This window comes from Plantibacter sp. VKM Ac-2876, assembly GCF_015350715.1.
Lineage (GTDB): Bacteria > Actinomycetota > Actinomycetes > Actinomycetales > Microbacteriaceae > Plantibacter > Plantibacter auratus.
Genome location: NZ_JADKSI010000002.1, coordinates 234,484 through 260,874 on the forward strand (window position 1 = coordinate 234,484; position 26,391 = coordinate 260,874).

General features: G+C 69.0%; 20 protein-coding genes and 1 tRNA gene. 3 read left to right on the plus strand and 18 right to left on the minus strand.

The window, feature by feature from the left end; all coding sequences use genetic code 11:
• Positions 1-6: 6 nt before the first annotated feature.
• The 6 genes from uvrB to polA all read right to left on the minus strand — a co-directional run bounded on the left by uvrB (position 7) and on the right by polA (position 9,900).
• Positions 7-2,073, minus strand: a complete 2,067-nt coding sequence (gene uvrB / locus ITJ62_RS07500) for an excinuclease ABC subunit UvrB (RefSeq protein WP_056777426.1) — start codon at positions 2,071-2,073, stop codon at positions 7-9.
• Positions 2,074-2,141: 68 nt separating this feature from the next.
• Positions 2,142-2,771 carry a dephospho-CoA kinase gene (coaE, locus tag ITJ62_RS07505; protein WP_194600607.1) on the minus strand — a complete coding sequence of 210 codons (630 nt, stop codon included), beginning with the start codon at positions 2,769-2,771 and terminating at the stop codon, positions 2,142-2,144.
• A gap of 121 nt (positions 2,772-2,892) precedes the next feature.
• Entirely contained in the window at positions 2,893-4,350 is a 1,458-nt protein-coding gene (gene rpsA, locus ITJ62_RS07510) for a 30S ribosomal protein S1 (RefSeq protein WP_056005690.1), read from the minus strand.
• A 174-nt stretch (positions 4,351-4,524) separates the two neighbouring features.
• Positions 4,525-5,511, minus strand: a complete 987-nt coding sequence (locus ITJ62_RS07515) for an epimerase (RefSeq protein ID WP_194600609.1) — start codon at positions 5,509-5,511, stop codon at positions 4,525-4,527.
• Complete coding sequence (locus ITJ62_RS07520; RefSeq protein ID WP_194600612.1) at positions 5,508-7,184, minus strand: DUF885 domain-containing protein; 1,677 nt, start codon at positions 7,182-7,184, stop codon at positions 5,508-5,510. Before ITJ62_RS07520 ends, ITJ62_RS07515 begins: the two co-directional genes overlap by 4 nt.
• 55 nt (positions 7,185-7,239) lie before the next feature.
• Positions 7,240-9,900 carry a DNA polymerase I gene (gene polA / locus ITJ62_RS07525; RefSeq protein WP_194600615.1) on the minus strand — a complete coding sequence of 887 codons (2,661 nt, stop codon included), beginning with the start codon at positions 9,898-9,900 and terminating at the stop codon, positions 7,240-7,242.
• Positions 9,901-9,955: 55 nt separating this feature from the next.
• Here polA and ITJ62_RS07530 point away from each other — a divergent pair, with 55 nt between their 5' ends.
• The gene (locus ITJ62_RS07530; RefSeq protein WP_124769356.1) at positions 9,956-10,378 is read left to right on the plus strand and encodes a hotdog fold thioesterase; all 423 of its coding nucleotides are present in this window, start codon (positions 9,956-9,958) and stop codon (positions 10,376-10,378) included.
• A gap of 74 nt (positions 10,379-10,452) precedes the next feature.
• Here ITJ62_RS07530 and ITJ62_RS07535 read toward each other — a convergent pair whose 3' ends face one another.
• Positions 10,453-11,058, minus strand: coding sequence for an ANTAR domain-containing response regulator (locus ITJ62_RS07535; RefSeq protein WP_064296913.1), 606 nt, complete (start codon positions 11,056-11,058; stop codon positions 10,453-10,455).
• Positions 11,059-11,112: 54 nt separating this feature from the next.
• On the opposite strand from ITJ62_RS07535, the gene ITJ62_RS07540 reads away from it, so the two are divergent.
• Together ITJ62_RS07540 and ITJ62_RS07545 are read left to right on the plus strand one after the other, a co-directional pair.
• Positions 11,113-11,193: transfer RNA gene (locus tag ITJ62_RS07540), tRNA-Leu, on the plus strand.
• A 142-nt stretch (positions 11,194-11,335) separates the two neighbouring features.
• Positions 11,336-11,608: a hypothetical protein gene (locus ITJ62_RS07545; RefSeq protein WP_124769355.1), complete on the plus strand. Its 273-nt coding sequence runs from the start codon at positions 11,336-11,338 to the stop codon at positions 11,606-11,608.
• On the opposite strand, the gene ITJ62_RS07550 is transcribed toward ITJ62_RS07545, so the two are convergent.
• From ITJ62_RS07550 to ITJ62_RS07600, 11 genes are all read right to left on the minus strand, one after another.
• Positions 11,609-12,271 (minus strand): histidine phosphatase family protein, encoded by a 663-nt coding sequence (locus ITJ62_RS07550; RefSeq protein ID WP_194600618.1) that lies wholly within the window; start codon positions 12,269-12,271, stop codon positions 11,609-11,611.
• A gap of 60 nt (positions 12,272-12,331) precedes the next feature.
• Complete coding sequence (locus ITJ62_RS07555) at positions 12,332-13,672, minus strand: CoA transferase (protein ID WP_194600621.1); 1,341 nt, start codon at positions 13,670-13,672, stop codon at positions 12,332-12,334.
• A gap of 114 nt (positions 13,673-13,786) precedes the next feature.
• Positions 13,787-15,202, minus strand: coding sequence for a pyruvate kinase (pyk, locus tag ITJ62_RS07560; RefSeq protein WP_064296910.1), 1,416 nt, complete (start codon positions 15,200-15,202; stop codon positions 13,787-13,789).
• A 92-nt stretch (positions 15,203-15,294) separates the two neighbouring features.
• Positions 15,295-16,752 (minus strand): glutamate synthase subunit beta, encoded by a 1,458-nt coding sequence (locus ITJ62_RS07565; protein WP_138947089.1) that lies wholly within the window; start codon positions 16,750-16,752, stop codon positions 15,295-15,297.
• Positions 16,745-21,307 (minus strand): glutamate synthase large subunit, encoded by a 4,563-nt coding sequence (gene gltB, locus ITJ62_RS07570; RefSeq protein ID WP_194600624.1) that lies wholly within the window; start codon positions 21,305-21,307, stop codon positions 16,745-16,747. Before gltB ends, ITJ62_RS07565 begins: the two co-directional genes overlap by 8 nt.
• A gap of 118 nt (positions 21,308-21,425) precedes the next feature.
• A complete protein-coding gene (lgt, locus tag ITJ62_RS07575) occupies positions 21,426-22,439 on the minus strand; it encodes a prolipoprotein diacylglyceryl transferase (RefSeq protein WP_194600627.1) in 1,014 nt (337 codons plus the stop codon).
• A gap of 75 nt (positions 22,440-22,514) precedes the next feature.
• A complete protein-coding gene (gene trpA / locus ITJ62_RS07580) occupies positions 22,515-23,327 on the minus strand; it encodes a tryptophan synthase subunit alpha (RefSeq protein ID WP_194600630.1) in 813 nt (270 codons plus the stop codon).
• Positions 23,324-24,574 (minus strand): tryptophan synthase subunit beta, encoded by a 1,251-nt coding sequence (trpB, locus tag ITJ62_RS07585; RefSeq protein ID WP_370281926.1) that lies wholly within the window; start codon positions 24,572-24,574, stop codon positions 23,324-23,326. Before trpB ends, trpA begins: the two co-directional genes overlap by 4 nt.
• On the minus strand, positions 24,571-25,347 hold the full coding sequence (trpC, locus tag ITJ62_RS07590) for an indole-3-glycerol phosphate synthase TrpC (RefSeq protein WP_194600633.1): 777 nt from the start codon (positions 25,345-25,347) through the stop codon (positions 24,571-24,573). The genes trpB and trpC overlap by 4 nt, the downstream gene beginning before the upstream one ends.
• 2 nt (positions 25,348-25,349) lie before the next feature.
• On the minus strand, positions 25,350-25,580 hold the full coding sequence (locus ITJ62_RS07595; protein WP_079705940.1) for a DUF6704 family protein: 231 nt from the start codon (positions 25,578-25,580) through the stop codon (positions 25,350-25,352).
• Positions 25,581-25,695: 115 nt separating this feature from the next.
• The gene (locus ITJ62_RS07600) at positions 25,696-26,388 is read right to left on the minus strand and encodes a Trp biosynthesis-associated membrane protein (protein WP_194600635.1); all 693 of its coding nucleotides are present in this window, start codon (positions 26,386-26,388) and stop codon (positions 25,696-25,698) included.
• Positions 26,389-26,391: the final 3 nt, after the last annotated feature.

Below are 26,391 nucleotides of genomic sequence, written 5' to 3' on the forward strand. Positions count from 1 at the left end.
GGCGGACTAGATGTGCCCGGCCTTGGCCATCTGCCGCAGTTCCTGCTTGAGTTCGGAGACCTCGTCGCGGAGACGGCCGGCGAGTTCGAACTTGAGCTCGGCCGCGGCGGCCAGCATCTGCGCGTTGAGGTCGGCGATGATCGACTCGAGGTCGTTCGCACCCTCGGCGGCGATGCCCTCCCGACGAAGGTTCGGCGTCGGGCTCTTCTTCTTGCCGTTGTCGCGTCCGGCGAGCAGGGCCGCGGTGTCCGCGCCTTCCCGGGCGAGCGCCTCGGTGATGTCTGCGATCCGCTTGCGCAGCGGCTGCGGATCGATCCCGCGCTCCTCGTTGTAGGCGACCTGCTTCTCGCGGCGGCGGTCCGTCTCCTCGATCGCGCGCTTCATCGAGTCGGTCAGGACGTCGGCGTACATGTGGACCTCACCGGACACGTTGCGGGCGGCACGACCGATGGTCTGGATGAGCGAGGTCGACGAGCGGAGGAAGCCCTCCTTGTCGGCGTCGAGGATCGCCACGAGCGAGACCTCCGGGAGGTCGAGCCCCTCGCGCAGCAGGTTGATGCCGATGAGGACGTCGTAGACGCCCTGCCGGAGTTCACTCAACAGCTCGACCCGCCGGAGGGTGTCGACGTCGGAGTGCAGGTAGCGGACGCGCACGCCGGCCTCGGTCAGGAAGTCGGTGAGCTCCTCCGCCATCTTCTTGGTGAGGGTGGTCACGAGGACGCGTTCGTCGCGCTCGGCGCGGACCCGGATCTCCTCGAGGAGGTCGTCGATCTGGCCGTTGGAGGGCTTCACGATGATCGCCGGGTCGACGAGGCCGGTCGGGCGGATGATCTGCTCGACGATGCCGTCCGCGATGCCCATCTCGTACTTGCCCGGCGTCGCCGAGAGGTACACCGTCTGGCCGACGCGGTTCTTGAACTCGTCCCACCGGAGCGGGCGGTTGTCCATCGCACTCGGGAGTCGGAACCCGTGCTCGACGAGGGTGCGCTTGCGGGAGGCGTCGCCCTCGAACATCGCGCCGATCTGGGGGACGGTGACATGCGATTCGTCGATGACGGTGAGGAAGTCGTCGGGGAAGTAGTCGAGGAGGCAGTTCGGTGCCTCGCCGGCCGAGCGGCCGTCGATGTGGCGCGAGTAGTTCTCGATGCCGGAGCAGAAGCCGATCTGCTGCATCATCTCGAGGTCGAAGGTGGTGCGCATGCGGAGCCGCTGGGCCTCGAGGAGCTTGCCCTCGCGTTCGAGCGACTGGAGCCGCTCCGCCAGCTCCTCCTGGATGGTGCCGATGGCGCGCTGGATCGTCTGCGGGCTGGCGGCGTAGTGGGAGGCCGGGAACACCGACACCGCGTCGAGCTTCTTCACGACGTCGCCGGTGAGCGGGTGCAGGGCGTAGAGGGCCTCGATCTCGTCGCCGAAGAACTCGATGCGGATCGCGAGCTCCTCGTAGACCGGGATGATCTCGATGGTGTCGCCGCGCACACGGAAGTTGCCGCGCGAGAAGTCGACGTCGTTGCGGTTGTACTGCATGCCGACGAACTTGCGGATGAGGCGGTCGCGCCCGATGTTCTGCCCGACCTGCAGCGCCGCCATCGCCTCCAGGTACTCCTCCGCCGCACCGAGACCGTAGATGCACGACACCGTCGACACGACGATGACGTCGCGACGGCTCAGCAGCGAGTTGGTGGTCGAGTGCCGCAGCCGCTCGACCTCGGCGTTGATCGACGAGTCCTTCTCGATGAAGGTGTCGGTCTGTGGGACGTACGCCTCGGGCTGGTAGTAGTCGTAGTAGGAGACGAAGTACTCGACCGCGTTGTTCGGCATGAGCTCACGGAACTCGTTCGCCAGCTGGGCCGCGAGCGTCTTGTTGTGCGCCAGGACGAGCGTCGGGCGCTGGACGGCTTCGATGAGCCAGGCGGTCGTCGCGGACTTACCGGTACCCGTGGCGCCCAACAGGACGACGTCGGTCTCGCCGGCGTTGATGCGCCCGGACAGCTGCTCGATGGCGGCGGGCTGGTCGCCGCTCGGCTCGTACTCGCTGATCACCTCGAAGGGGCGGACGGCGCGTGTTGGTTCCATGCTCCGAGTCTACGGAGGACCACCGACACCACTGCCCCGCTTCGCCCACAGCGGAGCGGGTGAAGCGCTCAGACGCCGTCCTGACGGTCGGGCGCCGGTACAGCGGCCGCGGCGGCGCGGTGCCAGACCGCGTCGACCTGGCTGAGGGTGTGCTCGAGCGAGCCGGCGGTGTCGATCACCACGTCGGCGACGGCGGCGCGCTGCTCCTCGGTCGCCTGGGCCGCGATCCTTCGTTCCGCCTCGCCCCGGTCGAGCCCGCGGAGGTCGACGAGCCGACGGGCGCGCTCCCCCTCCGGAGCTGCGGCGACGACCACGAGGTCGAACTCGTCTGCGCGGCCGGTCTCGACGAGCAGCGGGACGTCGTAGACGACGACGGCACCGGGGTCGCTCGAGGCTTCGGCGATCCGGGCCTGTGAACGCCGCTTGACCTCCGGGTGCACGATGGCGTTGAGGTCGGCCCGCGCCTGGTCGTCGGCGAAGACGATGGAGCCGAGCGCAGCGCGGTCGAGTGCTCCGTCGGGCCCGATCACGTCGGCACCGAAGCGCTCCGCGATGGCGGCCAGTCCCGGGGTCCCCGGCTCGACGGCCTCTCGTGAGAGGACGTCCGCGTCGATGACGACGGCGCCGTGTTCAGCGAGCCGGGCCGCGATGGTCGATTTGCCGGAGGCGATCCCGCCGGTGAGGCCGATGAGGTACATGTCAGCCAGCGTACCCGCGGAGCGTGCAGCGCCTTCGACGAGCGCCCCTCGCACAACGCAGCAGGGGGCCGCCCGAAGGCGACCCCCTGCTGGACACCGACGCTGGTCGGTGCTGGTGGGACTAGTTGCTCGAGAGCTTCTCGCGGAGGGCCGCGAGGGACTCGTCGTCAGCGAGCGTGCCGCCGCCGGCGGAGTCGCTCGAGAACGAGGAACCGGCCGACGAGGACGCGGTCGACGAGGAAGCCTGGTTGGCCTCTTCGACGGCTGCGGCAGCGACCTGCTTCTTGTGCGCTTCCCAACGAGCCTGGGCGGCAGCGTAGTCCTGCTCCCACTTCTCGCGCTCGGCGTCGAAGCCTTCCTTCCACTCCTGCGTCTCGGCGTCGAAGCCCTCGGGGTACTTGTAGTTCCCGAGCTCGTCGTACTCCGTGAGCATGCCGTAGAGGGCCGGGTCGAACTCGGTGCCCTCGGGGTCGACACCCTCGTTGGCCTGCTTGAGGCTCAACGAGATGCGGCGACGCTCGAGGTCGATGTCGATGACCTTGACGAAGACCTCTTCGCCGACCGACACGACCTGCTCGGCGAGCTCGACGTGCTTGCCGGAGAGCTCCGAGATGTGCACGAGGCCCTCGATGCCGTCGGCGACGCGGACGAACGCACCGAACGGGACGAGCTTGGTGACCTTACCCGGTGCAACCTGGCCGATGGCGTGGGTGCGGGCGAAGACCTGCCACGGGTCCTCCTGGGTCGCCTTGAGCGACAGCGAGACGCGCTCGCGGTCCAGGTCGACCTCGAGGATCTCGACGGTGACTTCCTGACCGACCTCGACGACCTCGCTGGCGTGCTCGATGTGCTTCCAGCTGAGCTCGGAGACGTGGACGAGACCGTCGACGCCGCCGAGGTCGACGAACGCGCCGAAGTTGACGATCGAGGAGACGACGCCCTTGCGGACCTGTCCCTTCTGGAGGTTGTTGAGGAAGGTGGTGCGGCTCTCGGACTGCGTCTGCTCGAGGAGCGCACGGCGCGACAGGACCACGTTGTTGCGGTTCTTGTCGAGCTCGAGGATCTTCGCCTCGATCTCCTGGCCGAGGTACGGCGTGAGGTCGCGGACGCGGCGCAGCTCGATGAGCGAAGCCGGGAGGAAGCCACGGAGGCCGATGTCGACGATGAGGCCGCCCTTGACGACCTCGATGACCGAACCGGTGACGACGCCGTCGGATTCCTTGATCTTCTCCACGTCGCCCCAAGCACGCTCGTACTGCGCGCGCTTCTTCGACAGGATCAGACGGCCTTCCTTGTCCTCCTTCTGGAGAACGAGAGCCTCGATCGTGTCGCCGACGTTGACGACCTCGGAGGGGTCGACGTCGTGCTTGATGGAGAGTTCACGCGAGGGGATGACACCCTCGGTCTTGTAGCCGACGTCGAGGAGGACCTCGTCGCGGTCGATCTTCACGACGGTGCCCTCGATGAGGTCGCCGTCGTTGAAGAACTTCAGAGTCTTTTCGACCGCTGCGAGGAAGTCCTCAGCAGATCCGATGTCGTTGATTGCGACCTGCTTGGGGGCGGTCGTTGCGCTTGTCATGTAGTAATTGCTCCAGGTGGACAATGATTCAGGCCGGCCTCGCGCACGGCTCCGGACCCGTGGATGACCACGGACGTTGATCGAAGCGATGCTGTTGTGTGAACCGATCCGGGGATCGGTGTCGCTCTGCGAGACGGGCAGGCGGATAGGACGTCACAATTGTGACAGTCCAGTCTAGCGATTTTCCGGGTGTGCAGGCAAGCCGCGGTCGGAGAGGATGTCCCGCAGTGCTGGATCGAGCGTCGGGTGCTCGAACCGGTAGCCCGCTTGCAGCAACCGCTCCGGCATCGCCCAGCGACTCTTCAGGACCAGCTCGCTCTCGGTCCGCAGGACGGACATCCCGATCTCCAGCAACCAGCGGGGTGCCGGGAGGCCGACCGGCATCCCGAGCACGTACCGCACGGTCCGCATGAATCCGCGGTTGTCGGTGGGGTTCGGGGACGTCACGTTGACGACGCCGTCGAGTTCGGGATGGCCACGGAGGAACCGGACGATGCCGACGACGTCGTCCAGATGGATCCAGCTGAACCGCTGCCGCCCGCCCGGCGTCCCGAAGCGGTGATCCGTGCCGGCGGCACGACGCGATCGGGAACGGGGCCAGTGACCGTCCAGTTGGGGTCCGCCGAGGCCGAGACGCGCCAACCACTTGAGCGGGGTGAGTGCTCCGCCGTCGCCCAGGACGATCGCGATGCGGAGGGCGACCCGTCGTGTCCCGGGCAGCTCGTCCGCGAAGAACGCCTGCTCCCAGGCGGTCGCGACGTCGACGGAGAACCCGGAACCGATCTCACCGTCGGCCTCCGTCATCGGGCGGTCGTCGGCGTGGCGGTAGATCGTGGCGGTCGACGAATTGATCCAGAGCGGCGGAGGCGAAGCGGCTGCACGCACCGCCCGCGCCAGCTCCGTCGTCGTGTCCACGCGGGACCGGAGGATCTCGGCGCGGTTCGACGGGGTGTAGCGACAGTTCACGCTCTTCCCGGCGAGGTTGACCAAGAGGTCCGCGCCGTCGACCAGCCGGGCGATGCCCGTGTGGTCACCCCACCGCGCGTCGGGGGAACCGCGCCCGATGACGGACACGGTGGCGCCGTCGGCCCGGAACGACTCGACCAGACGACGCCCGATGAACCCGGACGCGCCGGCGACGACGATCCGTTCGGCCGTCATTCGAGCATCGCCGACCGCAGCGTGTCGAGCCCGACGCCACCGAGGTCCAGTGCACGACGGTGGAAGTCCTTGATGTCGAAGGCGTCCCCGGCGCGGCGGGCCGCGTCGTCGCGGAGCTGTTCCCAGATGCGCTGGCCGATCTTGTACGACGGCGCCTGGCCGGGCCAACCGAGGTACCGGTTGACCTCGAACCGGACGAACTCCGGCGACATGTTGACGTTGCGACCCATGAAGTCGAAGGCGTACTCGGCGGTCCAGGTCCCGCTGCCGTCCGGCAGCGGCTTGCCGAGGTGCACGCCGATGTCGAGGACGACGCGGGCCGCGCGCATCCGCTGACCGTCGAGCATGCCCAGACGGTCCGCCGGGTCGTCGAGGTATCCGAGCTGTTCCATCAGGCGCTCGGCGTATAGGGCCCAGCCCTCGGCGTGGCCGGAGGTGCCGGCGAGCTGTCGACGCCAGAGGTTGAGCGTCTTCCGGTTGACGACGGCCTGCCCGATCTGCAGGTGATGTCCTGGCACACCCTCGTGGTAGACGGTCGTGAGCTCGCGCCACGTGTCGAACTCGGTGACGCCGGCGGGGACGGACCACCACATGCGGCCAGGGCGTGAGAAGTCGTCCGTCGGGCCGGTGTAGTAGATCCCGCCCTCCTGCGTCGGCGCGATCATGCACTCGAGCGCGCGGATCTCCTGCGGGATGTCGAAGTGCGTGCGCCCCAGCTCCTCGACCGCACGGTCACTCGTCTCCTGCATCCACCGCTGGAGCGCGTCGGTGCCGTGCAGCTTGCGTGCCGGATCCTGTTCGAGGAAGGCGACCGCCTCCTCGACGGACGCCCCGGGGAGGATCTCGTTCGCGATCGCCTCCTGCTCCGACACCATGCGCGCCAGTTCCTCGATGCCCCACTCGTAGCTCTCGTCGAGGTCGACCGTCGCGCCGAGGAATCGGCGGGACTGCAGTGCGTAGAGCTCGCGGCCGATGGCGTCCTCCTGGGTCGCAGCAGGCAGCAGTTCGTGCGCGAGGAAGTCCGCCAGACGGTTGTAGGCGACGGCTGCGGCGCCGGCACCCGTCGAGAGTTCGGCGGCGAGGGACGCCGGGAGCTGGCCGTCCGCCGGTCCGGCGTTGGCGGCGAAGCCGATGAAGAACCCGTCGTCGGCGCCGGTGCGGAGGACCTGCTCGTACACCTCGGCCACCTGGCGGCGTGCCGGGGTGATCCCCCGGGCGATGCCCTCGCGCAGGGTCTCGATGTACCCGTCGACCGCGTCCGGCAACGCGCCGAGGCGGGTCCGGATGGTGCTCCAGTCCTCGACCGTCGCGGTCGGCATCAGGTCGAAGACGTCGCGCAGTTCCTGCGACGGCGACGCGATCACGTTGAGGTCGCGGTACTGGAGACCGGCCTCCGACGAGGCGAGGTCGAGCTCCAGTTCCGCCGAGAGGTCGGTCTGGGTGACGCGATCGACGGCGTCGACCGGTGCGGCCGACCGCAGCTCGCGAAGCGTGCGCGATGCCGCTTCGATGTAGGCCTCGTGGCCGGCAGGCGAGTAGTCGCCGTACCGTCCGCCGACATCGGTGCGGCCGATGTAGGTGCCGACCTCCGGTTTCAGCTGGACGAGGGTCTCCACCCAGCTCTCGGCGATGGCGTCGATCGGTGTGCTCTGACGAGGTTCTTCGTGGGACATGACGTCGAGCCTAGTCCGCACCCGTCCGGCGCCCGGGTGCGGACCCGCAGGGCGCTCAGTGGGCTGCGGCGTCCCAGTCGTGGCCGCGGCCGATCTGGACCTCCAGCGGTACCGACAGCTCGGCGGCACCGGCCATCTGCGCTCGGACGATGCGCTCCAGGGCGTCCCACTCCCCCTCGGCGACCTCGAAGATCAGTTCGTCGTGCACCTGCAGCATCATCTGCGAGCTGAGGGATTCGGAGCGCAGCTCTGACTCGATGCCGATCATGGCGCGCTTCATGATGTCGGCGGCCGAACCCTGGATCGGGGCGTTCAGCGCCTGACGTTCGGCGTTCTCCCTGACCAGTCGGTTGGGGCTCGAGAGCTCGGGGAAGAGCCTGCGACGACCGAAGATCGTCTCGGTGTAGCCGTCGAGCTTCGCCTGCTCGACGACGTTGCGCAGGTAGTCGCGGACCGCACCGAAGCGCTCGAAGTAGTCGACCATGAGCTGCTTCGCCTCAGCGCTCGAGATCCGCAGCTGCTTCGAGAGCCCGAACGCGCTCAGACCGTAGGCGAGTCCGTACGACATCGCCTTGACCTTGTTGCGCATCGCGGGGGTCACGTCCTCGGCTGCGACGCCGAAGATGCGCGCGCCGACGAAGCGGTGGAGGTCCTCGCCGGACTTGAACGCCTCGATGAGGCCGGCATCGCCGGAGAGGTGCGCCATGATCCGCATCTCGATCTGCGAGTAGTCGGCGGTCAGCAGGGTCTCGTACCCGGAGCCGGCTTGGAAGGCGGCGCGGATGCGGCGTCCTTCCTCGGTGCGCACGGGGATGTTCTGCAGGTTCGGGTCGGTCGAGGAGATCCGACCGGTGCTGGTCCCGATCTGCACGTACGTCGTGTGGATGCGGCCGTCGGGAGTGATCGCCTTGTCGAGCGTCTCCACGATCTGGCGGAGCTTCGTCGCATCGCGGTGCTCGAGGAGGAGCCCGAGGAACGGGTGCGGGCTCTTCTCCTGGAGATCGGCCAGGGCGCCGGCGTCGGTCGAGAAGCCCGTCTTGTTGGCGCGTGTCTTCGGCATGGCGAGCTGGGCGAAGAGGACCTCCTGCAGCTGCTTCGGTGATCCGAGGTTGACCTCGCGGCCGATCTCCGCATACGCGTTGCTCGCGAGCTCCGCCGCCCGGTTCCCGAGCTGCTCGGACAGGCCGCTCAGGATGTCGTGGTCGACCGTCACCCCGGTCAGCTCCATGTGGGCCAGCACCTGGAGGACCGGCAGTTCCATGTCGAGCAGCACGCCGAGCGACCCGGCGTCGAGTGCCGCGCGGGTCGCCTCGGCGACACGGAGGGCGTACCAGGCGGTGCCGCCGACCCCCACGGGGTCGGTCTCGGGGACGAGCTGGTTCGGGTCGGCGACCGGCATCGTCTCGTCGAGATAGCGCGTGATGAGGTCGGCGATCGTCTTGTCGCCACCGCTCGGACGCAGGAGCCAGCCGGCGACCGCGGTGTCGTAGCCGAGACCGCCGACCGTCAGGCCGGCGCGCGTGACCGCCTGGAGCTGCGGCTTGGCGTCGTGCATGATCTTCGGGGCGTCGCTCGCCAACCACGCCTCGAGCGGCGCGTAGTCGGCCTCACCGGGACGCCAGGCGAGCGAGACGATCTCCGTGGGCGTCGCGAGGCCGGCTGCGACCGGGAGGCCTCCGTCGAGGTCGAGGTGGAGACCGATCCCGGCGGGATGTGCGGCGACGGCACGGGTGATCCACGCCTCGAGCTCTTCGTCGAGCAGCTCCTTCTGCGGTGGCATGACCACGCCGCCCGCCTGCGGTGCGGACACGTCCGTGTTGGCCTCGAGTCCGTCGAGTTTGAGGACCCGATCGAGCAGCGTGCGGAACTCGAGCCGCCCGAAGACGGCCGCCACCGCGTCCGCGTCGATCGGTCGGCGTTCGAGGTCCTTCGGTCCGACGGGCAGTTCGACGTCGGTGAGGAGCCGGTTGAGTCGGCGGTTGCGGACCGCGTTCTCCTTGTGCTCGCGGAGGCTCTCCCCCACCTTGCCGGTGATCTCGTCGGCGCGCTCGAGGATCTGCTCCAGGGAGCCGAACTGGTTGAGCCACTTCACGGCGGTCTTCTCGCCGACCTTTGGGATGCCCGGGAGGTTGTCGCTCGTCTCGCCGACGAGCGCCGCGATCTCCGGGTACTGCTCCGGCCGGATGCCGTAGCGCTCGAAGACCTTGGCTCCGTCGTACCGGGTGAGCGCTGAGACGCCCTGGCTCGACGGGTACAACAGGGTGACGTCGTCGGTGACGAGCTGGATGGTGTCGCGGTCGCCGGAGACGACCAAGACCCGGAAGCCCTCCTCAGCGCCCTGCTTGGCGAGGGTGGCGAGGATGTCGTCGGCCTCGTAATCCTCTTTGCTGATCGTCGTGATGTTCATCGCCTTGAGCGCCTCTTCGAGCAGCGGCACCTGCCCCTTGAACTCCGCCGGGGTCTCACCGCGCGTGCCCTTGTACTCGGGGTACTCGCGGGTGCGGAAGGAACGGCGCGAGATGTCGAACGCCACGGCGATGTGGCTCGGGTTCTCGTTCTTGAGCAGGCTGATCAGCATGGAGATGAAGCCGTGGATGGCGTTCGTGTGCTGACCGTCGCGGGTTTGGAAGCTGTCGACCGGCAGGGCGTAGAACGCCCGGAATGCGAGCGAGTGGCCGTCGACGACGAGGAGGGTAGGCTTTTCTGATTCCGACACGCGCCCAGCCTACAAGCCGGTGCCGACACGGCTCAGGCCCGATCCGAAGGTGGACATGACGAACGAGACCGACGACGCACTCGAGTTCCTGCGGACGAGGGGCAGCGGCGCACTCGCCGCCAAGATGGGCATCGAGTTCACCGAGTTCACGGTGCAGCGATCCGTCGCCACCATGCCCGTCGAGGGCAACACCCAACCCGCGATGCTGCTGCACGGCGGGGCGTACGTCGTGCTCGGCGAGTCCCTCGGCTCGATGGCCGCCAACCTCTTCGCGGGCCCAGGCAAGCTCGCCGTCGGCATCGACATCAACGCGACGCACACCAGGTCCGCCACGGAGGGCCTCGTGACGGGTGTCTGCACCCCGATCCACCTCGGCCGCTCGCTCACCGTGCACGAGATCGCCGTCACCGACGAGCAGGGACGACGGTGCTCCACGATCCGCATCACGAACCTCATCAAGGACGCACCGACCGGCTGACGAGCCCGGCACCGGGCACAGCAGAGCGGCCCGCCCCCGAGGGGACGGGCCGCTCTTGCGACGAGGGAGGAGCGCTACTTCTTGGCGCTGAGCTGCTCGATGATGGCCTGCGCGACATCGTGCATGGTGAGGCGACGGTCCATGGAGGCCTTCTGGATCCAGCGGAACGCCTCGGGCTCGGTGAGGCCCATCTTCTCGTTGAGGAGGCCCTTCGCCCGGTCGACGAGCTTGCGGGTCTCGAAGCGCTCGACCATGTCGGCGACCTCGGCCTCGAGGGTGATGATCTGCTGGTAGCGCGAGAGGGCGATCTCGATCGCGGGAAGGAGGTCGTTCGGCGTGAACGGCTTCACGACGTAGGCGAGGGCGCCTGCCTCGCTCGCCCGCTCGACGAGCTCCTTCTGGCTGAAGGCCGTGAGGAGGACCACCGGGGCGATGTGCGCCTTACCGATGCGCTCGGCCGCGGAGATGCCGTCGAGCTGAGGCATCTTGACGTCCATGATCACGAGATCCGGACGGAGTTCCGTCGCGAGGGCGACAGCGGTCTCGCCGTCGCCGGCCTCGCCGACGACCTCGAAACCGTTGTCGCGGAGGATCTCGACGATGTCGAGGCGGATGAGGGATTCGTCCTCAGCGACGACGACGCGCCGTGGGGCTGCGGGAGGGGTCTCTTGCTCGGTCACCCTCAAATCCTACGGTACTCTGATGCAGGTTGCTGTTCGCCGTGCGGCGGACGCGCCGGTGTGGCGGAATGGCAGACGCGGAGCACTCAAAATGCTTTGTCGAAAGACGTGTGGGTTCGAGTCCCACCACCGGTACTCTCCCCAGCCAGTTCAGGCTCCGACGACTCGTGAACCGCCCTCGATCGTCAAGCCCCTGCGGGAGGTGTCGGCGACGCCGTAGCGTACCGTCGAGAGCACGGCGTACCTCACGTCGTCCGACACGATGGGACCCGACACCATGACCGCAGAGCACACCGACCCGCGCCAGGACGTCCACGACGCCAGCACCGACGACCGGCTCCAGGGCATCCTCGTGCAGGTCGCAGCAGACCGGTCCCTCACCCCGGACCTCGACGTCCGGGCAGCGCTGGCGGACCGTCTCAGCGACCAGGGCATCGACGTCGACGCCGCCGAGCTCGACCGTCTCGTCGGCTCACTGCCGGGTCAGCCCGGCGAAGAGCCCGGACCGTTCCTCACGGACGGCGCGACCTCGGCCGACGACGCGAACTGATCAGAAGCCGCGCTCGACGGCGGCGGCCGGACCATCGGCCTCCGTCGTCAGCTCCGGTCCGCCGACGGCGTCGCCCGTCCAGGTGTCGACCCGCCAACCGGTCGTCGTGTCCCCGTCGACGATGATGACGCCCGTATTCGTGATGGGGTGCGTGCCGATGAAGTGTCCGTCGACGTTCGCCCCGCGCAGCCCGAGCCAGGACCGGAGCATCGCTCCATGGCTCACGACCACCACGCTCTCCAGTCCGGAGCCCTCGAGCTCCTCGATCACGGCGTCGAAGCGCGCGAACACCTCGTGGCCGTTCTCGCCGCCCGGCATCCGGGTGTCGAGGTCGCCCATCGCCCACGCCACGATGGTGTCGATGTAGACCTGGACGGCCTCGGGTGACCCGAGCATCTCGTTGTCGCCGGCGCTGATCTCCCGGAGTCCGTCACGGACGACCACGGGAAGCCCGCTGACTTCGGCGACAGGTCCGGCGGTCTGTTGCGCCCGCACCGCGGTGGAGGCGTAGACCGCGTCGATCCGCTCCCCCACGAGCGCTTTGGGGAGGGCGGCCGCCTGCGTCTCGCCGAGTTCGGTGAGGACGGCCCCGGGGATCGCGGTGTCGAGCAGGCCGGCGACGTTGGACGAGGTCTGACCGTGTCTGATGAGGATGAGGCGCATACCTCCAGGGTAGGTGAGCGACCGGACGGCGGTCATCTCCCGGTGCGGAGTGTGCCGGGATCAGCTGCGCGGGGTCCACTGCGGTTCGGCGCTCCCCAGGACCGCCGCCGGGGACGCGTGGTCGTCGAAGGCGCTGAGCGCGGGGCGGGCCGTCGTCACCGCACCGTGGGTCACCAGGCACCGCGCTCCCGGGAGATCGGACGGCGGGCGTTCCTCGGATCGTGGCAGTCGCTGGAGCGCCGCACCGACGCGCGCGAGCGACACCGACGACCGGCCGGCATCACCGCCGCCGACGACCCTCGCCACGTCGTCGACGATGGCCGCCGCCAGCAGGTATCCCGCGCTGTGGTCGAGCGCCTGAGCCGGCAGGGCATCCGGGGCGCCGTCCTCGCCCTCGACCAGCGCGATGCCCGTGGCGGCCTGGACCAGGCTGTCGAAACCGCGACGATCACCCCAGGGCCCCGTCGTACCCCAGGCGTCGACGGAGCCGGTGACCAGACCGTCGCGACCTCGCAGACCGAGGCGCTCGAGGGCGTGTGGTCGGTACCCCGTCACCAGGATGTCGGCCTCGTCGCTCAGCGTCTGCAGTGTCGCGAGGCCGCGCGGTGTCGACGCGTCGAGGGTCGCCGTCCGCTTCCCCTGGCCGCTGTCGGTGTGCTGCCACGGGATCTCGGGGACCTGCGGTGGATCCACGCGCAGGACGTCCGCGCCGAGAAGCGCGAGGGTCCTCGTGGACACCGGACCGGCGATCACCCGCGTCAGGTCGAGGACGCGGAGGCCGCGCAAGGGTTGTCTCCTCGTCGGCCGCACCCACGAGGCGATCGTCGAGCCGACGGAGCCGCCATGACGCCTGACGAGCGGTCCATCACCGACGGCGGCCTGTGGTGTGGACGACCACTCGGCAGCGCTCCGGACGGCGACGAGGAGTGCGCCGACTCCCCCGGCCTCCTGTTCCAAGTCGAGAGCCGAGCGGGAGGCGATCGCCGAGGCGAGCTCTGCGCGGGTGGCCTCATCGCCGATCCCGAGCATGGCGCTCAGGCGGCGACGATGGTGCGGGTAGTTCGCGTGCGTGCGCACCCAGCCGTCTGCCGCGGCGAAGAAGCCGGACAGTGGCGCGAACGCGTCCACGGCTGCTCCGTCGATCCGCAACAGGCGGTCGCTCTGGTAGGCCGCGGCGATCCGCTCGAGGTCGAGAGCCGTGTGCAACGGCTCGTATCCGAGGGCGATGCGGAGTCGGTCGGCGGCATCCTCCACGGCGCCGACGGCGACCGCGGCGAGCTCCAGGACGGTGAATCGGGAGGCCAGGAGTCCCGCCGCACCGGTCGCCTCACGGTCGACGCCTCCCGGCTCCAGGCCCACTGCGCTGCGGAGGGTGTCGTCGACGAGGACGGAACGGTTCATGGGCATCAGGCTAGACCCACGGCGTCCGGAATCGCGGTGCCACCGCACACCCGGCGGACGACGAAGGCCGTGGTCCCCGTACGGGAGGACCACGGCCTTCGCTGCTGTCGACGACTAGAGGACGTCGCCCACCTTGTGGACGCGGATGTCGTTCGTCGTCCCGGGGATGCCGGGAGGGGAACCGGAGATGATGATGACCGGCTCGCCGACGGCGGCCTTGCCCGTGGCGACGAGGACCTCGTCCACCTGGGCGACCATCTGGTCGGTGTGCGTCACGCGCTCGACGACGAAGGACTCGACGCCCCAGTTCAGCGCCATCCGACGACGGATGGCCGGGTCGGGCGTGAACGCCAGGATCGGGATCCGGTTGCGGAGACGGGCCATGCGGCGGACCGACTCCCCCGACTCCGTGAAGACGCAGAGGAACTTCGCCTCGACGAAGTCCGCCACCTCGACGGCCGCCAACGTGATCGCTCCTGCCTGGGTGCGCGGCTTCGTGCCGAGCGGCGGAACGCGGTCGAGACCGTGGATCTCGGTCGACTCGACGATACGGGCCATGGTCTGGACCGTGATCACCGGGTAGGCGCCGACACTCGTCTCGCCACTGAGCATGACCGCGTCAGCACCGTCGAGCACCGCGTTCGCGACGTCGGAGGTCTCCGCGCGGGTCGGGATGGGGCTGGAGATCATTGACTCGAGCATCTGCGTCGCGACGATGACCGGCTTCGCCATGCGGCGAGCGAGCTCCACCGCGCGCTTCTGCACGATCGGGACGGCCTCGAGCGGGAGCTCGACACCGAGGTCGCCACGGGCGACCATGATCGCGTCGAACGCCTCGACGATGCCCTCGAGGTTCTCGACGGCCTGCGGCTTCTCGATCTTGGCGATCACGGGGACCTTGCGGCCCTCCTCCGCCATGATCTCGTGGACACGGTCGATGTCTGCCGCGTCGCGCACGAACGACAGTGCGATGAGGTCGGCGCCGAGACGCAGTCCCCAGCGGAGGTCCGCTTCATCCTTCTCGCTGAGCGCGGGGACGTTGACGGCGACACCGGGGAGGTTGATGCCCTTGTTGTTCGACACGGGGCCGGCGACGATGACGCGCGTGGTCACGACGGTGTCGTCCGCTTCAACGACCTCGACCTTGACCTTGCCGTCGTCGATCAGGAGGAAGTCGCCCGGCTTGACGTCCTGGGGCAGGCCCTTGAACGTCGTCGAGGAGATCTCCTTGGTGCCGAGGATGTCCTCGGTCGTGATCTTGAAGATGTCGCCGACGGCGAGGTCGTACGGGCCGCCCTCGAACTTGCCGAGGCGGATCTTCGGGCCCTGCAGGTCGACCAGGACGGCGACGGCACGGCCGGAGTCCTCGGTGGCCTTGCGCACGTTGGCGTAGATGGCCTCGTGCACGTCGTAGCTGCCGTGGCTCAGGTTCATCCGGGTGACATCGACCCCCGCATCGATGATGGCCCGGATGTTCTCATAGCTGGAGACTGCAGGCCCCAGCGTTGCGACGATCTTGGCTCGTCTCATGTGTGTGTGTTCTCCATGATTTCTGCGCGCGAGGCGCTTCGGTACTCACTGCTCGGCATGATGCGTCCGACGCTTGTCGTCCGCTTGAAAGCCTAGAGGGAGATGGGCTGGTCCGTGGGACGGACCGGGAAGGGAAGCTGGGTCTCGCCCTCGAGGTACTGGTCGACGGCCGCGGCCGCAGCGCGGCCCTCGGCGATCGCCCACACGATGAGGGACTGGCCACGACCGGCGTCGCCCGCGACGAACACGCCGGGCTGGTTGGTCTGGTAATCATGCTCCCGTGCCACGTTGCCGCGCCCGGTGAAGGGGAGCTGGAACTGCGACTCGAGGGTCTCGCCCTCCGGGCCCGTGAATCCGAGCGCGAGGAGCACGAGGTCGGCCGGGATCTCACGTTCGGTGCCGCTCTTCGGCACGCGACGGCCGTCGACGAACTCCGTCTCGGCGACGCGGATCGCCCGCACCTCGCCGGCCTCGTTGGCGAGGAACTCGACGGTCGACACCAGGTACTCGCGGTTGCCGCCCTCTTCGTGCGCACTCGCGACCTCGAAGAGCGTCGGCATCATGGGCCACGGCTGGTGCTCGGGCCGCTCCCCCGCCGGCTGCGTGCCGATGGCGAGGTTCGTGACGGAAGCGGCACCCTGACGGTGCGCCGTGCCGATGCAGTCGGCACCGGTGTCGCCGCCGCCGAGGACCACCACGTGCTTGTCCTCCGCCGTGATCTGGTCGGAGACCATGTCGCCGGCGCCGACGCGGTTGGCCTGCACGAGGTACTCCATCGCGAAGTGGACCCCGGAGAAGTCACGACCGGGGATCGGGAGGTCGCGCGGCACCATGGCACCGGTGGCGATGACGACGGCGTCGTAGCGGGCGCGAAGCTCGTCCCAGCTGATGTCGACCCCGATGTTCACGCCGGCGCGGAACCGGGTGCCCTCGTCCTGCATCTGCTTCAGCCGGATGTCGAGGTGCTTCTTCTCCATCTTGAAGTCGGGGATGCCGTAGCGCAGCAGACCACCGATGCGGTCGTCGCGCTCGTAGACCGCGACCGTGTGCCCCGCACGCGTCAGCTGCTGGGCTGCGGCGAGACCGGCCGGACCGGAACCGACGACGGCGACCGTCTTGCCGGTCAGCCGCTCCGGCGGGTGGGACTCGACCCAACCGTTGGCGAACGCCTGATCGATGATCGACACCTCGACCTGCTTGATGGTCACGGCGGGCTGGTTGATGCCCAGCACGCACGAACTCTCGCACGGCGCCGGGCAGAGACGACCCGTGAACTCCGGGAAGTTGTTCGTGGCGTGCAGCCGCTCGATGGCCGAGCGTCCCTCGCCTCGCCACATGAGGTCGTTCCACTCCGGGATGAGGTTGCCCAGTGGGCAGCCCTGGTGGCAGAACGGGATGCCGCAGTCCATGCAGCGACCAGCCTGCTTGCGGACGGTCGCGGGGTCGCTCTGCTCGTACACCTCTTTCCAGTCCATGATGCGGACCGGCACGGGCCGGCGCTTCGGGAGCTCGCGCTCCGGTACCTTCAGGAATCCCTTGGGATCAGCCACCGGTCACCTCCAGGATTCGGTTCCATACGATGTCGCCGTCGGGGTCGAGCCCCTCGTCGAGTGCGGTCTGTCGGGTCGCCAGGACTGCCGCGTAGTCACGCGGCAGGACCTTGACGAAGCGGGCGAGTGAGTCCTCGATGTCGGCGAGCAGGCGGCCGGCCAGCGGAGAACCGGTCTCCACGACGTGCCGCTCGAGGAGGTCGCGGACGATCTCGGCGTCGGCACTGTCGAGTTCGGACAGGGTGAGCTCCCCCGATGCGAGGGAGTCGCGGTTGACCTGGTCGCGTTCGAGGTCGAACACGTAGGCCGTGCCGCCGGACATGCCCGCGCCGAGGTTCCGGCCGGTCTGACCCAGGATGACGGCGAGACCACCCGTCATGTACTCGAGCGCGTGGTCACCGACGCCTTCGACGACCGCCGTGGCGCCGGAGTTGCGCACCAGGAACCGCTCGCCGACGATCCCGCTCAGGAACATGGTGCCCTGGGTCGCGCCGTAGCCGATGACGTTGCCGGCGATCACGTTCTCCTCGGGCGCGAAGGCTGCGCGCTCGGATGGCCGGACGACGATCTGTCCACCGGACAGGCCCTTGCCGACGTAGTCGTTCGAGTCGCCGATGAGCCGCAGGGCGATGCCGCCGGGGAGGAACGCACCGAAGGACTGCCCGGCCGAGCCGCGCAGGGTGATGTCGATGCTCCCTGCCGGGAGCCCGTTCTCGCCGTGTCGTCTGGTGACCTCGTGGCCGAGCATGGTGCCGACCGCCCGCTCCGTGTTGCGGATGGGCAGGTCGACAGAGAAGTGGCCGCCGTGTTCGAGGACGTCCGAGGCGGCCGTGATGAGCTGCTGGTCGAAGTGCTTCTCGAGCTCGTGCTCCTGCGGGCGGCGGTTGATCCGCGGCTCGTCGTCGGCGAAGACGGGACCCACGAGGACCGGGGCCAGGTCGAGCCCGGACGCCTTCCAGTGGTCGATCGCCCGGTCGGCGTCGATCAGTTCGTTGTGGCCGATCGCCTCCTCGAGCGTCCGGAACCCGAGCTCGGCGAGGTACTCGCGCACCTCCTGGGCGATGAACTCGAAGAAGTTCACGACGAACTCCGGCTTGCCGGTGAACCGCTCGCGCAGCACCGGGTTCTGCGTCGCGACGCCGACCGGGCAGGTGTCGAGGTGGCACACGCGCATCATGACGCACCCGGAGACGACGAGCGGTGCCGTGGCGAAGCCGAACTCCTCGGCGCCGAGGAGGGCGCCGATGACGACGTCGCGTCCGGTCTTCATCTGACCGTCGACCTGCACCACGACGCGGTCGCGCATGTTGTTGAGCATGAGCGTCTGCTGCGTCTCAGCGAGACCCAGCTCCCACGGCGTCCCGGCGTGCTTCAGGGAGTTCAACGGGCTCGCACCGGTTCCGCCGTCGTGACCGGAGACGAGGATCACGTCCGAGAGCGCCTTCGCGACGCCCGCGGCCACCGCACCGATGCCGGACTGGCTCACCAGCTTGGTGTGGATCCGGGCCTTCGGGTTCGCACGCTTCAGGTCGAAGATGAGCTGCTTGAGGTCTTCGATGGAGTAGATGTCGTGGTGCGGCGGCGGCGAGATGAGGCCGACGCCCGCCGTGGCGTGCCGCGTCCGCGCCACCCACGGGTAGACCTTCGTGGGCGGCAACTGCCCGCCCTCGCCGGGCTTCGCACCCTGGGCGAGCTTGATCTGGATGTCGTCGGCATGCGTCAGGTACATGCTCGTCACGCCGAAACGGCCGGAGGCGACCTGCTTGATCGCGCTGCGGCGCGTCGGGTCGAGGAGACGATCGACGTCCTCGCCGCCCTCACCCGTGTTCGACTTGGCACCGATGCTGTTCATCGCGATCGCCAGCGTCTCGTGCGCCTCGCGCGAGATGGAGCCGTAGCTCATCGCGCCGGTCGAGAACCGCTTCACGATCGAGGCGACCGACTCGACCTCGTCGAGCGGGACGGGCGGCCGCACACCGGCGCGGAGCGTGAACATCCCGCGCAGGGTCATGAGCTGCGCCGCCTGGGAGTCGACCATGTGGGTGTACTCGCGGAAGATGTCGTACCGGCGCGTCTTGGTCGCGTGTTGGAGCTTGAAGACCGTCTCCGGGTTGAAGAGGTGCGGCGAACCGTCGCGACGCCACTGGTACTCGCCGCCGGACTGCAGGCGCTCGTGGGCCGTCGATGCTGCGTCCTCGGGGTAGGCGTACCGGTGACGCTTCGCGTTCTCCTCGGCGATCACCTCGATGCCGACACCGCCGAGCTTCGTCTCCGTACCGGTGAAGTAGCTGTCGACGAGCTGCTGGCTCAGGCCGACGGCCTCGAAGGCCTGTGCTCCGGCATAGGAGGACACCGTGGAGATGCCCATCTTCGACATGATCTTGAGCACGCCCTTGCCGAGCGCCTTGATGACGTTCTTGACGGCCTGCTCACGCGTGACGCCCTGGATGAGGCCGCTGCGGACGAGGTCCTCGCAGCTCTCCATGGCCAGGTACGGGTTGATCGCGGAGGCGCCGTAGCCGATGAGCAGCGCGACGTGGTGGACCTCGCGCACGTCCCCGGCCTCGACGACGAGCCCGACCTTCATCCGGTTCTCGGCGCGGATGAGGTGGTGGTGCACGGCGGCGAGCGAGAGCAGCGAGGGGATCGGCGCGAGGTCGGAGTTCGAGTCACGGTCGCTCAGGACGATGAACTCGGAGCCGGCGAGGATCGCCTGGTCGACCTCGTCGCACATCTCGCGCAGGCGCGTCTCGAGTCCGGCCGAGCCGTCCTCGACGCGGTAGAGCGCCTTGACGGTCGTCGTCAGCGGGCTCGCCGGGTTCGGGTCGATGTGCTGGATCTTGGCGAGCTCGTCGTTGTCGATGACCGGGAAGTCGAGGACGACCTGCTTGGCGTGCTCCGGGCCCCACGAGAGGAGGTTGCGCTCCGGGCCGAGCCCGAGCTTCAGCGAGGTGACGACCTCCTCGCGGATCGAGTCGAGCGGCGGGTTGGTGACCTGGGCGAACTGCTGCACGAAGTAGTCGAACAGGAGCCGCGGGCGGTCGGAGAGCACCGCGATCGGGGTGTCCGACCCCATCGCGCCGAGCGGCTCCGCACCGTTCTGGCCCATGGGCTGCAGGAGGATGCGCACCTCCTCTTCGGTGTACCCGAAGGTCCGCTGGCGGCGGGTGACGGATGCCGGCGTGTGCACGATGTGCTCGCGCTCCGGCAGGTCGCTCAGGTTGATGCGTCCGGCGTCGAGCCAGTCGCCCCAAGGTGCCGAAGCCGAGAGCTCGTCCTTGATCTCGTCGTCCTCGATGATCCGCCCGGCCTCGGTGTCGACGAGGAACATCTTCCCGGGGCGCAGGCGGCCCTTGCGCTTGACCCGGCTCGGGTCGACGTCGAGGACGCCGATCTCGCTACCCAGCACGACGAGACCGTCGGTCGTCTCCAGCCAGCGACCGGGACGCAGGCCGTTCCGGTCCAGGGTCGCGCCGACGAGTGAGCCGTCCGTGAAGGTGAGGGCGGCCGGACCGTCCCACGGCTCCATCTGCATGGAGTTGAACTCGTAGAAGTCGCGTCGCTCCTGCGACAGCCCGGTCTGCTTCTCCCAGGCCTCGGGCACCATCATCATCATGGCGTGCGGGAGGGACCGTCCGGTCAGCGTCAGCAGCTCGAGGACCTCGTCGAAGGAGGCGGAGTCGCTCGCTCCGGGCGTGATGATGGGGAGCAGCGGGCGGATGTCGCCGATGAGCTCGGACTCGAGCTGCGACTGCCGCGCGCGCATCCAGTTGCGGTTGCCCTCGACGGTGTTGATCTCGCCGTTGTGCGCCATCATGCGCAGCGGCTGGGCGAGCGGCCAGGACGGGAACGTGTTGGTGGAGTACCGCGAGTGGACGATGGCGAGCTTGGTCGCGAACCGCTCGTCGGACAGGTCGGGGTAGAACGGTTCGAGCTGGAGCGTCGTGACCATGCCCTTGTAGACGAGCGTGCGGCTCGACAGGGAGATGAAGTACGCACCGAGCTCGCGCTCCGCCCGCTTCCGGAGCCGGAAGGCGAGTCGGTCGAGCGCGATCCCGGTCGGCGTCGACGCGCCGGACCCGGTGACGAACAGTTGCTCGAACGCCGGCATGGCCGCACGGGCGAGCTTCCCCAACTCGTCGGGGTCGACCGGCACCTCGCGCCAGCCGAGGACGGTGAGTTCCTCCTCGGCGGCGATTGCGGCGATGCGCGTCTGGAGCTGTGCGCGCTCGGAGGCGTCGGTGGGCAGGAAGGCGATGCCCACGGCGTACGCACCGAGCGGCGGCAGGTCGAATCCGGCGACGCCGCGCAGGAAGGCGTCGGGCATCTGGGTGAGGATGCCCGCGCCGTCGCCGGTCCCGGCGTCGGAACCGATCGCGCCGCGGTGCTCCAGGTTGCGGAGCGAACCGAGGGCCGCGTCGATGATGCTGTGCGAGGCCTCGCCCGTCAGGGTCGCGACCATCGCCAGGCCGCAGGCGTCCTTCTCGTTCGCCGGGTCGTACATGCCCTGCTTGGGCGGAACCGAGCTGAACGAAGCGTACGGTGCATGCGCCATGGAATTACCGTCCTCACGAAAGGGGATCAGAAGGGGGACGTCGCTGGCCCTGGGACGAAACGGGTGATGGATCCCCTGCTGAGCCGGGATCCACCGGGCCGACGAGGGTGCGTTCAGCCTAGGAGTGAGAGCCGGTCTTGCTTGTGGCGACCGTGGCTTCGGACGACGGAGTGGATGACGCAGTGCGGTCTGATCCGTCGGCATCGTCGTCGGCGGAGGCACTGCGCAGCCCCAGGTTCTCCGCGTCGGTGTCGTAGTAGTCTACCGCAGCCTTCGGATCGGCCCAGGAACGACCGGGGACGTACGCCGACGGCTCGGCGCCCGTGTGACGGCGGGACTGCACGACGATGATCGCGAGACCGACGACGATCGCGAGGATCGCGGCCCAGACGTTGGCGCGGATGCCGAACAGGTACTCGCTCGGGTCGATCCGAATGGTCTCCCAGACCGTGCGACCGGCGCCGTACCAGATGAGGTAGACACCGAACAGGCGGCCCCACTGCGGGTTGAAGCGGTGTCCGATCCAGAGGATGACGGCCACCCCCAGCAGGTTCCAGATGATCTCGTACAGGAACGTGGGGTGGAACAGCGTGCCGGCGGGCAGACCGATCGGGAACGCTGGGTTGCTGGCCTCGATCTCGAGGCCCCAGGGCAGGTCCGTGGGGAGCCCGTAGAGCTCGTGGTTGAAGTAGTTGCCGAGGCGACCGAAGGCTTGGGCGAGCAGCAGGCCGGGCGCGAGGGCGTCGGCGAAGGTCCAGAACCGGATCCCCGTCATGCGGCAGCCGATGTAGGCGCCGACCGCTCCGCCGATGAGCGAACCGAAGATCGCGATGCCGCCCTCCCAGATGTAGAGCGTCCGCAGGAGGTCGGCACCCGGGTAGAAGTAGTCGCCGGGGTGGGTCAGGACGTGGAAGACCCGCGCACCGACGATCCCGAGCGGGATGGCCCACAGGATGATGTCGAGCACGATGCCCGGCTCGGCACCGCGCTTCGTCAGCCGGCGGGAGGTGAGGATGGTGGCGGCGATGATCCCGGCGATGATGCAGAGCGCATACATGTGCACCGTGAACGGGCCCACGCTGAAGGTCGCGATGTCCGGGTTCGGGCTCGGGATGCTGAGGGGTGCAATCACTGCAGTGGTCGCCTTTCGTTACGAACTCTGATCGAGTGTACGGCTTTCAGCATCGCGGACGTGGTGAGGATACCCTCAGCGGGCGGTGCCGGCCGCGAGTGAACGGGCGACCTCGGTGATCGCCGGGACGCCGCCGTCGGCGAGAGCCTTGACGAAGACGGAGCCGACGATGGCTCCGTCGGCGTACTCGAGGACCGAGCGCACCTGGTCGGCGGTCGAGATGCCGATGCCGACGCACGCGTGCTGCGCCCCCGCCGTGCGGAGTCGGCCGACGAGGGTCTTCGCGGCGGCGTCGAGGTCCTGCCGAGCACCGGTGATGCCCATCGTGGAGACGGTGTAGACGAAGCCGCGGGAGCGTTCGGTCACCAGCGACAGGCGCTCGTCGCTCGACGTCGGAGCTGCGAGGAAGACCCGGTCGAGGCCGTGTCGTTCACTGGCATCGAGCCAGTCCGCGGCGGCGTCGGGGGTGATGTCGGGCGTGATGAGCCCGGCTCCGCCGGCCGCTGCGAGGTCGGAGGCGAACCGTTCGACGCCGTACTGCAGCACCGGGTTCCAGTACGTCATGACGAGGACCGGGACGTCCACGGCGGCGCGGATGGCGCTGATCGCCGTGAAGACGTCGCTCAATCGGAACCCCTCTGAGAGGGCGGTCATGGTCGCGGCCTGGATGACCGCTCCGTCCATGACGGGGTCGGAGTAGGGCACGCCGAGCTCGAGGACGTCGACGCCGTTCTGCGCGAGCGCGATGGCGGCGTCGATGCTGGTCTGGAGGTCGGGGAACCCGACGGGGAGGTACCCGATGAGGGCTCCGCGGCGGTCCACGGAGGCCGCGTCGATCGCCGATGCGACCGGTGAGACCGTGGAGTGGTCGGTGGCCGGGGCGGTCATGCGTTCCGCCCGGCTTCGTCGAGGAGCCCGAAGTAGGTGGCAGCCGTCTCGACGTCCTTGTCTCCGCGCCCGGAGAGGTTGATCAGGATGGTCGCCTCGGGGCCCAGCTCCTTGCCGAGGACGATGGCCCCTGCCAGTGCATGGGCGGACTCGATCGCCGGGATGATCCCCTCGGTGCGGCTCAGGAGCCGGAAGGCCTCCATCGCCTCGGCGTCCGTCGCGGGGACGTACGTCGCCCGCCCGGTGTCGGCGAGCCAGGCGTGCTCCGGTCCGACGCCCGGGTAGTCGAGGCCTGCGGAGATGGAATGGGACTCGACGGTCTGGCCGTCGTCGTCCTGGAGGACGAAGGTTCGCGCACCGTGCAGGACACCCGGACGACCGCGGCCGATGGACGCGGCGTGCCGTGGGGTGTCGACGCCGTCGCCGGCAGCCTCGACCCCGTAGAGCGCGACGTCCGCGTCGTCGAGGAAGGCGTGGAAGATGCCGATGGCGTTGGAGCCGCCACCGACGCAGGCGACGACCGCGTCGGGAAGTGAGCCGTTCAGCTCGAGGAGCTGTGCGCGGGCCTCTTCGCCGATGATCTTCTGGAAATCGCGGACCATGACCGGGAACGGGTGTGGGCCCGCCGCGGTGCCGAAGATGTAGTTCGTGGTCTCGACCGACGCGACCCAGTCACGGTACGCCTCGTTGATGGCGTCCTTGAGGGTCCGGGAGCCCGTCGTCACGGGGATGACGGTCGCGCCGAGGAGTCGCATGCGGGCGACGTTGAGCGCCTGGCGCTCGGTGTCGACCTCGCCCATGTAGATCGTGCAGTCGAGGCCGAAGAGTGCGGCCGCGGTGGCTGTGGCCACACCGTGCTGACCGGCCCCCGTCTCGGCGATGACGCGGGTCTTGCCGATGCGCTTCGTGAGGAGCGCCTGGCCCAGGACGTTGTTGATCTTGTGCGAGCCGGTGTGGTTGAGGTCCTCGCGCTTGAGGAAGATGCGCGCACCGCCCGCCGATGCGGCGAAGCGTGGCACCTCGGTGATGATCGACGGGCGGCCGGCGTAGTCGCGGAGCAGCGTCGTCAGCTCGGCCTGGAAGCTCTCGTCGGCCTTGGCGGCCTCGTAGGCCGTCGCGAGTTCATCGACCGCGGCGATGAGTGCCTCGGGCATGTAGCGTCCGCCGAAGTCGCCGAAGAACGGACCGGCTTCGTCTCGGAGGTGCGTCGGTTCCGCGTGGGCGGGGGTGGCTGGTGACATGGTCATGCGGTGGCTCCCAGGAACTGTTCGAGGGTGGCGACGGGGTCGCCGGTGACGAGCGCCTCGCCGACCAGGACGACGTCGGCGCCGTCACGTCGGTAGGCGGCGACGTCGGCGGCGCGGAGCACAGCTGACTCGGCCACCTTGACGGCGTCGGCGGGGAAACGGTCGGTCAACGACCCGAAGAGGTGTTGATCGAGTTCGAAGGTGCTGAGGTTCCGCGCGTTGACGCCGATGAGCCGGGCGCCGATGTCGCTCGCCCTGGCCAGCTCCTCGGCGGAATGGGTCTCGACCAGTGGGGTCATGCCGAGCTGCAGGACGAGTTCGTGCAGCGACGACAGCGTGGCCTGGTCGAGTCCGGCGACGATCAGGAGGACCAGGTCGGCGCCGGATGCGCGGGCTTCGAGCACCTGGTACGGCAGGGAGATGAAGTCCTTGCGTAGGACCGGGATGCGGATCGCGGTCCGGACGGCCTCGAGGTCCCGCAGCGAACCGCCGAACTTGCGGCCCTCGGTCAGCACGCTGACCGCGCTGGCGCCGCCCTGCTCGTAGAGCGAGGCGAGGAGCGCCGGGTCGGGGATGTCGGCCAACGCGCCGCGTGACGGGCTGGACCGTTTGACCTCGGCGATGATCTTGACCTGGTCGGCCGGGGCGAGCGCAGCGAGGGCGTCGATGGCCGGAGGGGCCTCGACGGCAGCGGCTTCGACGACTGCAGCCGGACGGCCCGCGAGGCGCCCGAGAGCGTCCTCCTTCGCGCCGGCCATCAGGTCGGCGAGCATGTTCAGTGCTCTTTCGCCACGGTCTTGGACCCGCCGACGCCGTATCCCGCCTTGGCGAGGACACCGCCCGTGATCCACCCGAGGAGGAGGACGCCGGCGGAGGCCCAGACGAGGACGGGCATGTCGAGCCAGAAGAAGACCGTACCGGCGGCGAACGCGACCAACATGATGATCACGGCCGTCCAGGCGGCGGGCGAGTGTCCGTGGCCGGGGTCCGAGGGGTCGGTGCTCATGGTTCTCCTTCTGTGCGAGTGCGGGTTCCAGTGTACCGGCAAGCGGTGGGCGGTTCCGTGCGTGGGCCACGAGTTCCCAGGTGGCCCGGGGTGCCGTCGTGGTTCGGCGGAGCGGTCAGCGCGTCGGGTCGTCGCCGCGGCTGAGGTCGTCCCAGGCGCCCACCGGGTCGGCGCTCGGGGCCGTCTCGACCTGCGTGAACCGGACGGTCTGGTACTTCTTCGATGGACCGGGCCACCGGCGGTGGGTGAGCACGGTCGCGAGCCCGGCGAGTCCGAGCACGACGCCGAGCACCAGGGTGATCGCCGGCCAGGCGGTGAGCGTGGTCGCCGCGACAAGGTCGATGGTCGACTGGCTTCCGGCGACGCCCGTGGCCTCGGTGACGGCCGCCGCGCCTGCGGTCGCCGGCGAGGCGAGCACCGCGATCGACGAGATCATGACGCAGGCGCCGATCACGGCCTCCAGCAGGCCGAGGATGATGCGGAACACCGGCCCGGCGATGGCCAGCGCCGCGACGAGGGCGAGACCGGCAAGCGCGAGTGCGGACAGGGCGGGAGCGGCGACGGAGCCGACGACGTCGAGCGCGCCGGAGTGCGGGCCGACGCCCACGAGGCTGATCGAGAGCCAGGTCTGGGTCCACGCTGCGAGGATGAGCGCGTCGGCGAGGACGGCGGTGACGAGGAGCAGGGTCTTCAGGCGGCGCTGACGACTGCGGAGAGCCCTGGACTCGAGCTCGTCAGTCTCGGACGGTTCGTCGGGCCTCGGCGGCTCCACCGGTCCGGACTGGGGTGCTGCAGTGCTCTCGGTCATGCT